Raw genomic sequence first — 14567 nt, 5'->3', positions numbered from 1 at the left:
CTCAGAAGCGGTCGGCGTTCGCCCGCAACCGTGCGATGCGGTCCGGCAGCGGCGGGTGCGTCGAGAACAGCCGGTCCATCACGCCGGGGCGCATCGGGTCGGCGATCCACAGGTGCGCCATCGACGAGTTCTGCGTCTGCATCGGTCGGCCGTACGCGCCGAGCTTCTCGAGCGCCCGGGCGAGGCCCTCGGGGTGACGGGTCGTCATCGCACCGGTGGCGTCGGCGAGGTACTCGCGCTGCCGGGACACCGCGGCCTGCACGCCCGCGGCGGCGATCGGCGCCACGACGACGGCCACGATGCCGGCGATGAGCAGTACCGGGTTCGCGCCACCGCCGTTGTCCGAGTTGCGGTTCCGGCCGCCGGACAGGCCGCTGAAGATCGAGATGCGCAGGAGCACGTCGGCGATCAGGCCGACGGCGACCACCAGCCCGAACACCATCGTCGAGACCCGGATGTCGTAGTTGCGGACGTGCCCGAGTTCGTGGGCCATCACACCCTGGAGCTCCTGGTCGTCCATGATCTGGAGCAGCCCGGTCGTCGCCGCGACCACGGCGTGCTCCGGGTCGCGCCCGGTGGCGAAGGCGTTCGGCGACGGGTCCTGGATGACGTAGACCCGGGGCATCGGCATGCCGGTCGAGATCGCCAGGTTCTCGACCGTCCGCCAGAGCCGCGGTTCGGAGGTGCGGTCGATCTCGATGCCACCGGCGATGGCGGTCGCCTGCCGAGCGGCGAAGAAGTACTGCAGCACCGCGTAGCCCAGGGCGACGGCGAGCACGATCACGCCGATCGAAACGTTCCCCGCCAGGTAGCCGCCGAGGAACCCGAGCGCGCCGATGATCAGCAGGAAGACCAGGACGATGACGACGGTGTTGCGCTTGTTCCGCGCGATGGCGCTGTACACGGCAGCTGCGAGGCTGGGGTCAGAACTGGACGCGCGGCGGCTCGGCGATGGCTGCCGGCTCGGCTGTCTCGAAGAACGTCGCCTCGGCGAAGCCCCGTCGCTTGGCGAACGTGGAGTTCGGGAAGACCCGGATCTTCGTGTTCAGCTCGCGCACGCCGCCGTTGTAGAAGCGCCGGGCGGACTGGATCTTGTCCTCGGTGTCGACGAGCTCGGTCTGCAGCTGCAGGAAGTTCTGGCTCGACTGCAGCTGCGGGTACCCCTCGGCGACCGCGAACACGCTCTTCAGCGCCTTCTGCATGTGTCCCTCGGCCGCGGAGGCCGTGCCGGCGTCACCGGCCGTCAGCGTCTCGGAGCGCGCCTTGGTGACGTCGTCGAAGACGGCCTTCTCGTGGGTGGCGTACCCCTTGACCGTGTCGACGATGGTCGGGATCAGGTCGGCGCGCCGCTTCAGCTGCACCGAGATGTCGCTCCAGGCCTCGTCCACACGGACCTTGAGCGTGACGAGCGAGTTGTACGTCACCCAGAGGTAGATCCCGATGATGACCAGGATCACCACCACCACTCCGACGACGATCAGCGTCGTGACGAGTCCGGTGTCCATGCGTGGGTGCTCCTTCTCGCGTTCGGATCCGCGGTGCTGCGTGGCCTGAACGGCCGTCGTGAAGTCTACCGACGCGTCCGCGGTGCTCGCGTCGACCATCAGGGTTCACGGGCGATTCCCGAGTCACGCACACCGGGCGTTCGGGCTGCGGGGCGAACACGACCGGATGCGGGACATCATCCGCGAGGTGTATTGACCCAGCGGCCCGGATCACGTGGGATGGAGCCGGTGAGCACGCGAGGGGACAACGTGGACGACCGGGCCGTCGGGGGCGACGGCCCTCGTCGTCGTACCCGGTTCGTCGCGCTCGCCTCGGCCACGGCCGTCCTCGCCGCGGCATTGCTGGCGGCGGCGGCCGCCCCCGCGTTCGCCGGCACAGCGGCCCACGAACAGGCGACCACCGAACGCGTCAGCGCCGCGAGCACCGCGACCCCCGCACCGGGCGAACTCGTGGGCCCGCCGAGCAGCGGTCGCCCCGGCACCCCCACGCCCCCGCCCGCGTCCACCGGACGACCGCCCGTCGCACCGACCATCGCCGACCCGGGGGACGTGACGAGCAGCACCGCACGGTTCCACGGCACCGGGACCCCGGCGCACGTCGTCCGCGTCGCGGGCCCCGCGTCGACCGGTTCGGCCGGGTGCTCGGCCCAGGTGCAGCCGAACCGTTCGTGGTCGTGCCTCGGTACGGTGCGGTCGGGTCCGCAGCAGGTCTTCACGGTGCGGGACGTCACCACGCCGAGCCAGCCGCCCGCGAGTGCCCCGGCCTCCGACGTCATCGTGCCGCCGACCATCGCGTCCGACCACCCGACCAGCGGCGCGCTCTCCGGCGCGGGCTTCCCCGGTTCCACCGTGGTGCTGTCGGTCTCCGGATCGTCGACGCAGCAGACCGCCCCGGTCGGCCCGGACGGTCGGTGGGTGACCTCGCTCGCGCTGCGGTCCGACGCGACCGTCACCGTGACCGCCTCGCAGACCGCCAGCACGGCGCGCGGTTACCGCTCCGACCTGCGCAGTGCGTCGTCGGCCCCGGTGCGGATCACGGTCGACCGCACAGCACCGGCAGCCCCGCGGATCACCGCACCCGACGACGGCGACCGCGTCGGTTCGCGTGCCACGGTCGTCCGCGGCACCGGCGAACCCGGTGCCGACGTGACCGTCTACGTCGACCGCGCACCCGTCTGCCGGGCCGAGGTCGCTGCGAACGGTTCCTGGTCCTGCTCCACCGCGGGGTCGCAGCTGCGGGCCGGCGGACACGACCTCACCGCGACGCAGCACGACGCCGCCGGCAACTACTCGCGATCGTCCGCTGCCGTGCAGGTCACGGTGTGGTCAGCCTCGGGCACCCCGAACGGCACCTCCGGCACCGGCGGCGTCGCACCGACCAACGGCACCGGCACCAACGGCACCGGCACCGGCACCAACGGCAACGGCTCCGACTCCGACTCCGACTCCGGCACCACCGGCACCACGACCGCACCGGGTGACGGCCAGACCCCCGGCGACGCGGAGACCCCGGCCGGCGCCGGAACCGGGAACGCAGGCGGCACCGGCGACGACGGCCTCGGATCGGCGGCAGCGCCCGGTGACGGCACCGACCCGACCGGCACGAGCATCCCCGGGGCCGCGGGCTCCGGCGGCGGCCACACCGACTGGTCGGGCCCCGCGGGCGACTGGACCGCCGCCACCGCCTACGACCGCACCGTTCCGACGATCCAGGCCGCGTTCTCGTGGCGGACCGTCCTGATCGCCACGGCCGTCGCCGCTGGGTTCCTCCTGTTGATCGCCGCACCCCTCGCGCTCGTCGCGGCCGCTGCCCGCGGGCGCATCCGCTCGCCCTTCGCCGGACTGCTCGGGCGGAACCGCTCGCGCTCGGACCGCACCGGGTCCGACGACGTGCTGCCGACGTGGGTGTCCATCACCGTCGCGGTGGCCGTCGCCGCCCTGTGCACGCTGCTCGGCGTGGGCGTCTCGCTCGAGGCCCGCTACGTCCGCCTCGCCATCGCCGTGCTGCTCGGCACCGCGGTGCTCACGGCGGCCGTGGTGCTCGTGACCCGGTGGGCAGCCGGGCCCGACCACCGTGCGGTGGGCTTCCGGGTGTCCCCGTGGCTGGTGCTCGCGGCGCTCGTGGCGTGCGGGATCACGCGGGCCGCGGACCTCTCCCCCGCCCTGATCGTCGGAGTGGTGCTCGTGCCGTCGGGACGCCCCGACCTGGACACCGCCGCACTGCGCCTGGGCTCCGGGATCGCCGCCGGTGCCCGGAGCGCGACCTGGCGGACGGTTGCGCTGCTCGGACTCGCGACCGCGGGGTGGGTGCTCCACAGCCTGACCGCGGGCGGGGGCTTCTGGTCCGCGTTGACGTCGGAGTTCGCCATCACCCTGTGCGTCGGCGGGGTCGGTGCCGTCGTCGCGACACTGCTGCCGTTCGCCGGGTCGGCCGGCAGTGCGGTCCTGATGGCCTCGCGTGGCCGGTACGTGGCACTGGCGGTCGTCGCGGTCGCGCTCACCGCCGCGGTCTACTCGGGTCCCGCGGGGACCCACGCGTCGCCGGTGCTGCTCGGTGCGGTCGGCGCGGCCTGCGTGGCGGGCGCGATCGGGGCTTGGTTCTGGGCGCGCACCGCGCGACCGGACGCGGCCGCCTGACCCGCACCGGGCCTCCCGTCCGCCGTCCCCGCGCGGCGGATACAGTGACGATCGGTGCGTGACGCGCCGTTCGACCGCCCCAGGGAGCGATGATGACCGAGACCCGATCCGACTACGACCCGACGCGGTTCCGCGAGGTGTTCGAGGGCAGCTACACGTACGCGAACGGCTTCGCGCGGAACACCCACCGCTTCGCGGACCGGCCCGCGCTGCGCGACCCGGACACGGGTCGATCGTGGACCTACGCGGAGCTCGGGGACGTCGTCGACCACATCGGCGGGTGGCTCGTCCGGCACGGTGCCGGTCGCGGTTCGGTCGTGATGGTCGAGCTGTTCAACTCGCCCGAGTTCGCGATGCTCTACCTGGCGTGCCACCGCATCGGCGCGGTGTTCTCGCCGACGAACTTCCGGCTCGCGCCCGACGAGGTCGCCTTCATCGTCGAGGACTCCGCGCCCGTGGTGCTGGTGCACGACGCAGTGCGCGGCGACGACATCGCTCGAGCGCTCGAGACCGCGCCGCACCGTCCGGACCACATCGTCGTCGTCGGTGGCGACGACCAGGTCGCACACCACGACCACGACGCGCACGACCCCGACGCGCGCGACGACCACGCCGCGCGCGACGCGCGGGTCCCGTTCACCGCCCTCCTCGCCGCCGACCCGGTCACCCCCGCCGAGCTCGCCGCGACCGAGCCCCGCAGCACCTACGACGAGACCACCCGGCTCTACACCTCCGGCACCACCGGGCGACCGAAGCCGGTGCCCCTGCCGAGCCTGGTCGAGGTCCTCAGCGCCCACGACGTCGTCATGCACTTCCCGCTCAGCCCCTTCGACAAGACGCTCAACATGTCGCCGCTGTTCCACCGTGGCGGCCTGTACTCGGGCGGCCCGAACCCGGTGTTCTACGTCGGCGCCGAGCTCACCACCCTGCGGCACTTCGAGGCGGAGCGGGTGCTCGACCTGGTCGAGTCCGAGCGGCTGACCTTCCTGATCGGTGCGCCGCCGAACCTGGTGCAGCTCGCGAACGCGCAAGAGGCTCGTGCCCGCGACCTGTCGTCCCTGCACGGCATCGTCACGATGGGTGCCCCGCTCGACCGCGCCGCCGCACTCCGCTACCAGGAGCTGCTGTCCCCGCGGATCTTCAACGGCTACGGCACGACCGAGACCTTCTGGAACACCTTCCTGCGTCCCGAGGACTTCCCCGACGGTGCCGGCTCCACCGGACGCGCGTCGACGGACGACGACGTCGCGGTGGTGCGCGTGTACGAGGACCGCCTGGCCGACCCGAGCGACACCGTGCCGAAGGACGGCTCCGAGATCGGCGAGTTCGCGGTCCGGACCGTGAAGTCCGGCTACTCGTACCGCAACCCGGGGCTCGAGGCGGAGAAGTTCGCGAACGGCTGGTTCTACCCCGGCGACCTCGCCACGTGGGACGAGCACGAGCGGGTGACGATCGTCGGTCGCAAGGACGACATGATCATCTCCGGCGGCGAGAACGTCCACCCCGTCCAGGTCGAGGCTGCACTGCAGGAGCACCCGGGGGTCGCCGACTCGATCGTCGTCGGGATCCCGGACGAGCGTTGGGGCGAGGTCGTCACGGCGTACGTGGTCCGTGCAGCGGGACGGCTACCGGACGACGACGTCGCAGCCGCCGGCGTGCTCGAAGAGTGGACGGGCTCGCACCCCGGGCTCGCCCGCTACAAGCGGCCGCGGCGGTACCGGTTCGTCGACGAGCTGCCCTACAACGCGACGGGCAAGAAGGTGCACTACCTCGCCAAGGCGACGGCAGCGGAGGACCAGGCGGCGGGCCGACTGCTCGAGCCGTAGCGGGTTCTGCACGTGCGCGGCGCCGGACGGGAGGCCCGTGGCGGCCCCGCCCCGCGCCTCCCGTCCGTCACCGGTCGCGTCCACCCGGCGCTACGTGTGGCTCGGCGCGTTCCGGGCGAACAGGCCCGGCAGCAACCCACCGATCTTCGTCCCGATGCACAGGCTGACGAAGGTCGCCAGGGGCGTCGCGAGGGACTCGGGGTCGAACGTGGCCACCGCCACCAGCCCGACGGTCCCGGGGACGAGCAGCAGGAACGCCGGGAAGAACGACACCGTCGCCGGGATCGCCGGCACGAGCCGCTCGAGCAACCGCGTCGCGACGAACAACAGGGCCGCCGTCGCCCCGGTCGCGACGACGCTCCCCCACACCGGCGTCGTCCCGCTCACCAGGGCGTAGGCGGTGACCATGACCGCCACCGACACGAGCGTCAGCCGCCAGCCCGATCGGAACACCAGGCCGAGGCCGACCGCCAGGACCACGACGGCGACCCACGACACCCAGTAGGACGGCACGGACTCCCACCCGGCCAGGTCCGTGCCGACGCCGGCGACCTCGCCGACGAGCGCCGCCGAGGACGGGTCGACGTGCAGCCCGGTCAGCGCACTGCCCGAGGCGATGCCGGCCGCCATGAAGCCGAGCATGATGAGACCCTGGACCAGCCGCGAGGACCCGGTCACGATGTCCGCAGCGGTCAGTTCGAGCAGGGCGTTCGTGATGAGGGCACCGGGGACGAACACCGCCACCGGGGCGCACACGGCGAACAGCGGGACCTGCTCGAACCCGGCACCCGCGGCGACGAGTCCGACGATGGCCGTCGACACGAAGGCCGCCAGGAACGGGATGATCGCGACGGCCTCGCGGAAGCGCCGGAGCAGCAGGCCGATGACCCCGACGAGCGCACCGACCAGGAGTGCGAGCAGGATCGCCCACCACGGGCACCGGAACACGACGGCGAGCCCGGCGGAGGTCAGCGCGTTGCCGAGGATCCACGGCAACGCGGGCGGCGGGACCGTGCCGGCACGGATGGCCCGGACCCGCGCGGGGATCTCGGCGAGGGCGATGGACCCGCTCTCCAACCCGAGCACGACCCGGTTCGCCCGTGCAGCCTGTCGCGACGACAGCTCGACGCCCTCGGCGTTCACGATCGTCGCCGCACCGGTCGAGACCTCGCTCACCATCACGAGCGCCGGCAGCACCCCGATCGCCAGGGTCGGACCGACCCCGGCGGCGTCGCGGGCCTTCTCGAGCGCCGAGCGGACGTCGGTGACGGAGCTGCCCGCGTCGAGCAGCAGCGCACCGAGCGTGCCGAGGAGCATGCCGACGGGGACGGTCTCGCCGTCGACGACCTCGACGTGGGCCTCGGGCCGACGGAGGGCGTTCTGCAGGTTCGCGAGTGCGCTTCCGAGTCCGACCACGCAGGCGATGTTAGCGATCGAGCGTGGCCTCGATGACCACGTTGTCGACCGAGGCGGAGCCGTCCGGCCGCTGCAGGCACGTGATGAGCAGGAGCCGGCCGGGCTCGTCCGCCCAGACGTCGGCATCGGCGGCCACGGTCGCCTTCGTGATCCGCTCGGAACCGGTCACCGTCCACCGCGCGTCGCCGATCCGGACGCTGCTGCCGACCGCGACCTCGGAGCGTTGCCCGTCGACGTCGATGAGCAGGTTGCCCGGTCCGATCGCACCGTTCCGCAGCGAGTGCATGACGACGAACACGGTGCCGTCCGCGCGGTCCGCCAGCGGGACCCCCAGATTGCGGACCCGGTACGCCTCACTGAACCCCGGCGGCGTGATCTGCCCGTCGACGGCGTCCAGTTCGCCGAGCGGCACCTCGAGCCCGACCGACGGCACCACGAGCTGGACGCCGGTGTCGGCGACCGCGTTCGACGCAGACGCCGCCGTCCCCGACTCGCCCGGGTCGAGCGTGACCTGCTTGCCGTCGAGCGACGTGCCGGTGATCGCCGTCGGCGAGGCCGCTCCGGTGGTCGCCGCGACCACACCGACCACGCCGACGACGAGGGTCGCCGCGGCGAGCACGGCGATCATCCAGAGCAGCGCGCCGCCGCGACGGCGGGGCCGCCGCCTGCGGGGCTTGGTGCGAGGGGCGGTCATCTTCCGTTTCCGGGGTGGTGACGGACGTGTCGGACGGGAGGCGCGCTCCCGTCCGACACCTGGGTGTCGGGATCCGCGTGGCGGGGTCGACCGCCCCACGGATCCCGGTGCGTCAGTCCTGCTGGGTGACGCGGCGGCGGTACGCGATGAACGCGACCGAGCCGAGGGCGACGACGCCGACGGCCGACAGGCCGATCCACGGCAGGGCCGAGGTGCCGGAGACGGTGCCTCCGGTGTTCACGGCTGCGCCGGTGGTGACGGCAGTGGTGGTGTCGACCGGGTCGACGACGACGGTGCCGTCAGCGGTGACCGTGACGGCGAGCGAGACCACGGCGGTGCCGTCCGATGACTCCACCGCGATGGTGTGTGCGCCAGCCGGGGTGTCCGCGGGGATCGCGACCGAGGTCGCGAAGGCACCGTCGGCGTCGGTGTTCACCTTGCCGAGGACGACGGGGTCGCTGTGCAGCACGATCGAGTACTCCGTCGCAGCCGGCAGGCCCTCGGCGCGCAGCGGCACCGAGTCGCCGACCGTGAAGGTGGTGGTGCCACCGGTGCTGAGCGACGGCGCGGGGGTGGTCGGGCCGGTCGTGGGCTCCGGGGTGCCGGGCTCGCTCGGCACGGTCGTCGGCTCCGGCGTACCGGGCTCGCTCGGCTCGGTCGTCGGCTCCGGCGTACCGGGCTCGCTCGGCTCGGTCGTCGGCTCCGGCGTGCCGGGCTCGCTCGGCTCGGTCGTCGGCTCCGTCGTCACCGGGGTGGTCGGCTCGGGCGTGGGTGCCTCGGCCGCCGTGTACGCGATCGAGATCGGCTGCGGCTTCTTGGCCGCGGCGTCGTTCGCGCCGGACGTGTACCAGTACGAGCTCTGACCGGTCTCGTTCTGGAAGTCGACGAAGTCCGCCGGCCACGAGCCCCAGTCGGCGTTCGTCTTGTTCAGGCTCGTCGCCGACGCGGGCTCGACGCCCTGCCAGTCCGGGCTCACGGTGATGCCCGAGCTCGTGACGTCGACGTCGGTGAGGGTGGCGAGGTGCACCGTGCGCGGCGTCAGCGGCGCCCAGCTGCCCCCGTCGCGCGAGGCCGCGTAGCCCGAGACCGTCGCGGTGAGCTCACCCGTGCCGTCCGCTGCGACGTGCAGTTCCGGGTCCTCGGCGGACCAGTAGGTCAGGCCGCCGTAGAACGCGACCGTGAAGCCGCCGTCCCACGCGATGTCCGCGGTGCCGGCTGCGGCGTCGACGGTGCCCGTCCCCGCGGCGAGCGTCAGGACCCCGGCGGTCGTGGTGCCCGGGCGGACCGTGGCGCCGTCGCCGGTCTGGCACTTCGTGGCGAAGGTCGGGGTCGAGGTACCGCCCGCGGCCTTCGGGTAAGCGATCGAGACGTTGCCGGCCGAAGCGGCGTAGCCGGGCGACGGGTTGGTCGCGGTCCACGGAGCCGAGGCACCCGAGTTGCCGGCGACCCCGGCGGACAGGAAGTTGCAGCCGCCGAAGTAGGCGCCGGCGTTGGCCTCGTTGCTGAGGCTCCAGGACAGCGACGCGTCGGTGACGTCGGCGGAGGCGGCGTTCGCGGGGGCGGCGCCGAGCGCGGCGGCCGCGGCGATCGTCGCGCCGACGGCGACGGCGGTCGCGCCGGCGGCCAGACGCCGGGCGCGAGGAGAGGACAGGTGCATTCGGGTGGTCTCCAAGTTTGGGTAGCCTTACCTAACTCCCTGAGCATAGGGACAGGAGTTAGGTAAGGCAACCCTAACTTTGGGTCGACTAGACATGTTCGTGCGCGGACCTGGTTCGCGCACGTCAAAGCGACAGTTGTCCGCACGGACGCGCCGTCCTGCCCGCGAAAGCGACGTAGTGCCGCGAACGGTTGGCGGCACGACGTCGCTTCCGCGAGACGCACGCGTGTGACGGACGGGAGGCGCGGTGCGGGCGCGCCACGGGCCTCCCGGCCGGGCTGGGGCCGGTTCACACCCGCCGAAGCGACAGATCTCCGCGCGGATGCGCTGTCTTGCCCGCCAGGGCGACAGTGTGCCGCGAACGGTTGGCGGCACGACGTCGCTTTCCCGAGACGTGCACGGGTACCCCCGGTGGGACTCGAACCCACAACTCGGCGATTTTAAGTCGCATGCCTCTACCGATTGGGCCACGGGGGCGGGCCGCAACAGCCTACCGATGCGCGAGAGGCGGCCACTCCGAAGGGTGACCGCCTCTCGCGGACTGCTGCTGGGACTACTTGGCGTCGGCCGGAGCCTTCACGGGCTCGGCCTCGTTCGATACGTCCTTGGCGGGCTCGCCGTACGCCGGGCCGGCGGCACCAGCGGGCTTACCCTCTTCCGGAGCCGGAGCGGCGGCCGGAGCTGCCGGGGCCTCGGCCGCGGGCTTCGGACGGGACGCGAAGGCCTCGAACGCAGCGCGCGGGGTCTCACGGTCATCGAGCGACGCGATGTCGCGGCCCAGGAAGAAGCCCCCGACCCAGTCGCCGATGACGCGCCACTTGCGCTCCCACGACGGCATCGCCATGCCGTGGTAGCCGCGGTGCGCGCCCCACGCCAGGAAGCCCTTCATGGCGAACTTGCCGGACTGGAACACGCCGATGCCCAGACCGAGGCCCGCGACGGCGCCGAGGTTCTCGTGCTTGTAGTCGGTCGTGGCCTCGCCACGGATGGTCGCGACCAGGTTCTTCGCGAGCTGCTTCGCCTGACGGACGGCGTGCTGGGCGTTCGGCACGCAGAAGCCGCCGACGCCACCACCGCTGAGGTCCGGCACGGCTGCGACGTCGCCACAGGCCCATGCGTCCGCGATCACGCCGTTGTCGTCGACGACGCGCAGGTCGGGCTGCACGCGGATGCGACCGCGCTGCTCGAGCGGGAAGTCGGTGCCCTTGACCATCGGGTTCGCCATGACACCGGCGGTCCAGATGATGAGGTCGGACTCGATCTTCTCGATCGCGCCGTCGCTCGTCTTGAGCTCGCAGACGCCACCGACGGCCGAGGCCAGCTGGGTCTCGAGGTGCACGTTCGCACCGCGCTGCGCCAGGTTCTTGAGCACCCAGTGCGAGGTCTCGAGCGAGACCTCGGGCATGATGCGGCCCATCGCCTCGACCAGGTGGAACCGCGTCTCGTCGAAGGAGAGCTGCGGGTAGCTCTTCAGCAGGTCGGTGACGAAGGAGCGGAGCTCGGCGAAGACCTCGATGCCGGCGAAGCCACCACCGACGACGACGACGGTCAGCAGGCGGTCACGCTCGGGACCGGCCGGAAGGTTCGCCGCCTTGTGGAAGTTCGTGAGGATCTTGTCGCGGATCGCCGCGGCTTCCTCGATCGTCTTGAGGCCGATGGCCTCGTCCGCGACACCCGGGATCGGGAACGTGCGGGACACCGCGCCGGCGGTCATGACGATCTGGTCGTAGGACTCCTCCCACGCCTCGCCCTCGGTCGGGGTGATCGTGGCGGTCTTCGTCGCGTGGTCGACCTTGGTGACCTTCGCGGTGACGACGCGGGTGTTCTTGAGGTGGCGGCGGTGCGAGACGACCGCGTGACGCGGCTCGATCGAACCGGCAGCGACCTCGGGCAGGAACGGCTGGTACGTCATGTACGGCAGCGGGTCCACCATGACGACCTCGGCTTCGCCCTGGCGAAGGTGCTTCTCGAGCTTCCATGCGGTGTAGAAGCCGGCGTAACCGCCGCCGACGACGAGGATCTTGGGCACGGGGGATGATCTCCTTGGATGGGGGTTTCGGAGTCGAGTCAGACTTCGCCGCCACCCGCCCCGACTCCAGCGTCTGCACCGTCATCATACGCCCGGCACTCACACCGGGAGGGCGACCAGTCCGCGCGCTCGAGCGCGAGGTCACCGATGGGGTTGACGCCGGGTCCGGCGGCGAGGGCGTGACCGACGAGGGCGTGCAGGCACTTCACACGGGTGGGCATGCCACCGGCGCTGATGCCGACGATCTCGTCGACGTGCTCGATCGACTCGCGATCGGCCAGGTAGGACTCGTGGGCCGCGAGGTACGCGGCCGCGGTGGTGTCGTCCTCGAGCAGTGCTGCCAGCTCCGGCATCACCTGGTTGGCCTCGAGGGTGCTGACCGCGGCGGTGGCCGCGGGGTGGCACAGGTAGTAGAACGTCGGGAACGGGGTGCCGTTCGACAGTCGGGGCTTCGTGGAGACGACCGTGGGGTTGCCACAGACGCACCGTGCCGCGATCCCGATGACGTCGCGTGCCGGTCGGCCGAGCTGCGCCGACACGACCTGGACGTCGCGGTCGGAGGGCGGGTCGAAGGGAGGGGTCGTCACGGGAACGTGAGCCTACCGGAGACCCGGTGCCCCGCGCACCGTCGCGCCGGACGGGTCCGGCTCGGAGCTACTTGCTCTCGCCGGTGCCCGAGACGTCCGGGGCCACGAGGTCGGCAGCGGTCTCGTCGGTGAGCCCCGACTGCAGCACCGAGGACAGCATCGCCTGCACCCAGTCCACCTTCGGCGTCTGGACCTTCGTGCTGACGGGCGTCCCGGAGTCCGTCGTCGGCGTGGTCTCGGCCTTGCGGTCCTCGGCCCCCATCACGAGGTAGCTCTCCTCGCCCGGGTACACGTAGAGCAGGCGGTCGCGCGCCTGCGCCTCGATGTAGGCGGGGTCGTCCCAGCGGGCGACGTCCTTCTTCTTCTGCGTGACGTCGGCCTTCTGGCTCGCGACCTCACGCTGCTGCTGGGCGATCTGCTCCTGCTGCTGGATGAGCGTGCGGAGCGACGGGGCGAGCACCACGACGAAGAGCACGATGATCGCGAGCATCAGCAGGCTGAACCCGGAGAAGTGGATCGAGCGGTACCAGGGCTGCGCCGACGTGCTGCCGTCGGGCATCGCCACGGGGACGCGGCGGACGCGGGGCTTCTGGCTGGGCACGTCCCGACGATAACCCGACCGACGCGGTGGGAGCGCCCGGCACGCGGCCGTTCGGTGGCCTCTCAGCGACTCGTGTCGCGCGGTGCAGCCCCGCAGAAGTCGCCGTCGTCTCGTCGAGACGCCTCCGGATTCGGCGGCGTCTCACGGATTTCGCGGCGGCAGGCGAAGACGACGGCGTCGCGCACACGACGAGACGCCGCCCTCTCGGAAGAGGACGGCGTCTCGATGGTGCCGGTACTGCCGGCCCGGGTGGTTACAGGGCAGCGGCGCGCGGGAAGGCCGAGCGACCGGCGTACACCGCGGCGTCGCCGAGCTCTTCCTCGATGCGGAGCAGCTGGTTGTACTTCGCGACGCGGTCCGAACGAGCCGGTGCGCCGGTCTTGATCTGACCACCGTCGACCGCGACCGCGATGTCCGCGATCGTGGTGTCCTCGGTCTCGCCGGAGCGGTGGGACAGGATCGAGGTGAGGCCGTGACGGTGCGCGAGCGAGACCGCGTCGAGGGTCTCGGTGAGCGTGCCGATCTGGTTGACCTTCACCAGGATCGAGTTCGCGGCCTTCTCGTCGATGCCCCGCTGCAGACGCTTCGGGTTGGTGACGAACAGGTCGTCGCCGACGATCTGGACCTTGTCGCCGAGCTCGGCGGTCAGGTGCGACCAGCCTTCCCAGTCGTCCTCGGCCAGCGGGTCCTCGATCGTGACGAGCGGGTAGTTCGCGACGAGGTCGGCGAAGTACGCGGTGAACTCCTGGCTCGAGAGCTGCTTGCCCTCGAACGAGTACTTGCCGTCGTGGAAGAACTCGGTGGACGCGACGTCGAGGCCGACGGCGATGTCCTTGCCCGGCGTGTAGCCGGCCTTCTCGATCGCGGTCAGCAGGAAGTCGAGCGCCGCACGGTTCGACGCGAGCTCCGGCGCGAAGCCGCCCTCGTCGCCGAGGCCGGTCGCGAGGCCCTGCTTCTTCAGCTCGCCCTTGAGGGCGTGGTAGGTCTCGACGCCCCAACGGAGCGCCTCGGAGAACGACTCGGCGCCGTAGGGCACGAGGAAGAACTCCTGGATGTCGACGTTGGTGTCCGCGTGGGCACCGCCGTTGACGACGTTCATCAGCGGAACGGGCAGCGTGTGCGCGTTCGGGCCGCCGAGGTAGCGGAACAGCGGCAGGTCGGCCGAGTCGGCAGCGGCACGGGCCACGGCGAGCGAGGCACCGAGGATCGAGTTCGCGCCGAGTCGGGACTTGTTCTCGGTTCCGTCGAGCTCGATGAGCGCGGCGTCGACGAGGCGCTGGTCGGTGGCGTCGAAGCCCTCGAGCGCCGGGCCGATCTCGTCGAGGACGGCGTCGACGGCCTTGAGCACGCCCTTGCCGCCGTAGCGCGAGGCATCGCCGTCGCGGAGTTCGTACGCCTCGAACGCGCCGGTGGAGGCACCGGAGGGGACGAGCGCGCGGGACACGACGCCGTCGTCGAGGAGGACCTCGACCTCGACCGTCGGGTTGCCTCGGGAATCGAGGACTTCGCGTGCGCCTACGGCATCGATCAGGGCCACGGGGTACTCCCTACACATTGGTTGTGGTGTTTGCGGGACCGATCCTAGCGAGCCGAGGTGAACACGACGTCGACCGTG

At 71.9% G+C, this 14567-nt stretch carries 11 protein-coding genes and 1 tRNA gene; 2 read left to right on the top strand and 10 right to left on the bottom strand.

All coding sequences use genetic code 11. The annotated features are described in order from the left end of the window. Position 1 precedes the first annotated feature (1 nt). Together EDF42_RS14755 and EDF42_RS14750 are read right to left on the bottom strand one after the other, a co-directional pair. Positions 2-904 (bottom strand): M48 family metalloprotease, encoded by a 903-nt coding sequence (locus EDF42_RS14755; RefSeq protein WP_111084819.1) that lies wholly within the window; start codon positions 902-904, stop codon positions 2-4. A 19-nt stretch (positions 905-923) separates the two neighbouring features. Beyond that, on the bottom strand, positions 924-1505 hold the full coding sequence (locus EDF42_RS14750; protein WP_111084820.1) for a LemA family protein: 582 nt from the start codon (positions 1503-1505) through the stop codon (positions 924-926). Positions 1506-1733: 228 nt separating this feature from the next. Between EDF42_RS14750 and EDF42_RS19365 the strand changes: the two genes are divergently transcribed. Next, complete coding sequence (locus tag EDF42_RS19365; RefSeq protein WP_148067799.1) at positions 1734-4142, top strand: Ig-like domain-containing protein; 2409 nt, start codon at positions 1734-1736, stop codon at positions 4140-4142. 92 nt (positions 4143-4234) lie between these two features. Next, the gene (locus EDF42_RS14740; RefSeq protein ID WP_123673256.1) at positions 4235-5968 is read left to right on the top strand and encodes a class I adenylate-forming enzyme family protein; all 1734 of its coding nucleotides are present in this window, start codon (positions 4235-4237) and stop codon (positions 5966-5968) included. Positions 5969-6058: 90 nt separating this feature from the next. Here the strand turns inward: EDF42_RS14740 and EDF42_RS14735 are convergent, their stop codons facing one another. From EDF42_RS14735 to eno, 8 genes are all read right to left on the bottom strand, one after another. Then, positions 6059-7384: a threonine/serine exporter family protein gene (locus EDF42_RS14735; protein WP_123294738.1), complete on the bottom strand. Its 1326-nt coding sequence runs from the start codon at positions 7382-7384 to the stop codon at positions 6059-6061. A gap of 10 nt (positions 7385-7394) precedes the next feature. Further along, a complete protein-coding gene (locus EDF42_RS14730) occupies positions 7395-8078 on the bottom strand; it encodes a class F sortase (protein WP_221181035.1) in 684 nt (227 codons plus the stop codon). 112 nt (positions 8079-8190) lie between these two features. Then, positions 8191-9750 (bottom strand): hypothetical protein, encoded by a 1560-nt coding sequence (locus tag EDF42_RS19360; RefSeq protein WP_148067797.1) that lies wholly within the window; start codon positions 9748-9750, stop codon positions 8191-8193. 388 nt (positions 9751-10138) lie between these two features. Next, positions 10139-10212, bottom strand: a tRNA-Leu gene (locus EDF42_RS14720). A 76-nt stretch (positions 10213-10288) separates the two neighbouring features. Beyond that, positions 10289-11764: an NAD(P)/FAD-dependent oxidoreductase gene (locus EDF42_RS14715; protein WP_123673022.1), complete on the bottom strand. Its 1476-nt coding sequence runs from the start codon at positions 11762-11764 to the stop codon at positions 10289-10291. 38 nt (positions 11765-11802) lie between these two features. Further along, positions 11803-12351, bottom strand: coding sequence for a DUF501 domain-containing protein (locus tag EDF42_RS14710; RefSeq protein ID WP_111084823.1), 549 nt, complete (start codon positions 12349-12351; stop codon positions 11803-11805). A gap of 67 nt (positions 12352-12418) precedes the next feature. After that, positions 12419-12952 carry a septum formation initiator family protein gene (locus EDF42_RS14705; RefSeq protein WP_111084824.1) on the bottom strand — a complete coding sequence of 178 codons (534 nt, stop codon included), beginning with the start codon at positions 12950-12952 and terminating at the stop codon, positions 12419-12421. 253 nt (positions 12953-13205) lie between these two features. After that, positions 13206-14489, bottom strand: a complete 1284-nt coding sequence (gene eno, locus EDF42_RS14700) for a phosphopyruvate hydratase (protein WP_111084825.1) — start codon at positions 14487-14489, stop codon at positions 13206-13208. Positions 14490-14567 lie beyond the last annotated feature (78 nt).

Origin of the sequence: Curtobacterium sp. PhB172 (assembly GCF_003752545.1) — a bacterium.
Classification (GTDB): Bacteria; Actinomycetota; Actinomycetes; order Actinomycetales; family Microbacteriaceae; genus Curtobacterium.
Note: the sequence above shows the minus strand (reverse complement) of the source record. Positions and strands in the feature narration are given on the sequence as shown.

Coding starts and splice junctions, on each gene's coding strand:
- EDF42_RS14750 (WP_111084820.1), bottom strand. CDS start 1,505: ATGGACACCGGACTCGTCACGACGCTGATCGTCGTCGGAGTGGTGGTG.
- EDF42_RS14740 (WP_123673256.1), top strand. CDS start 4,235: ATGACCGAGACCCGATCCGACTACGACCCGACGCGGTTCCGCGAGGTG.
- EDF42_RS14730 (WP_221181035.1), bottom strand. CDS start 8,078: ATGACCGCCCCTCGCACCAAGCCCCGCAGGCGGCGGCCCCGCCGTCGC.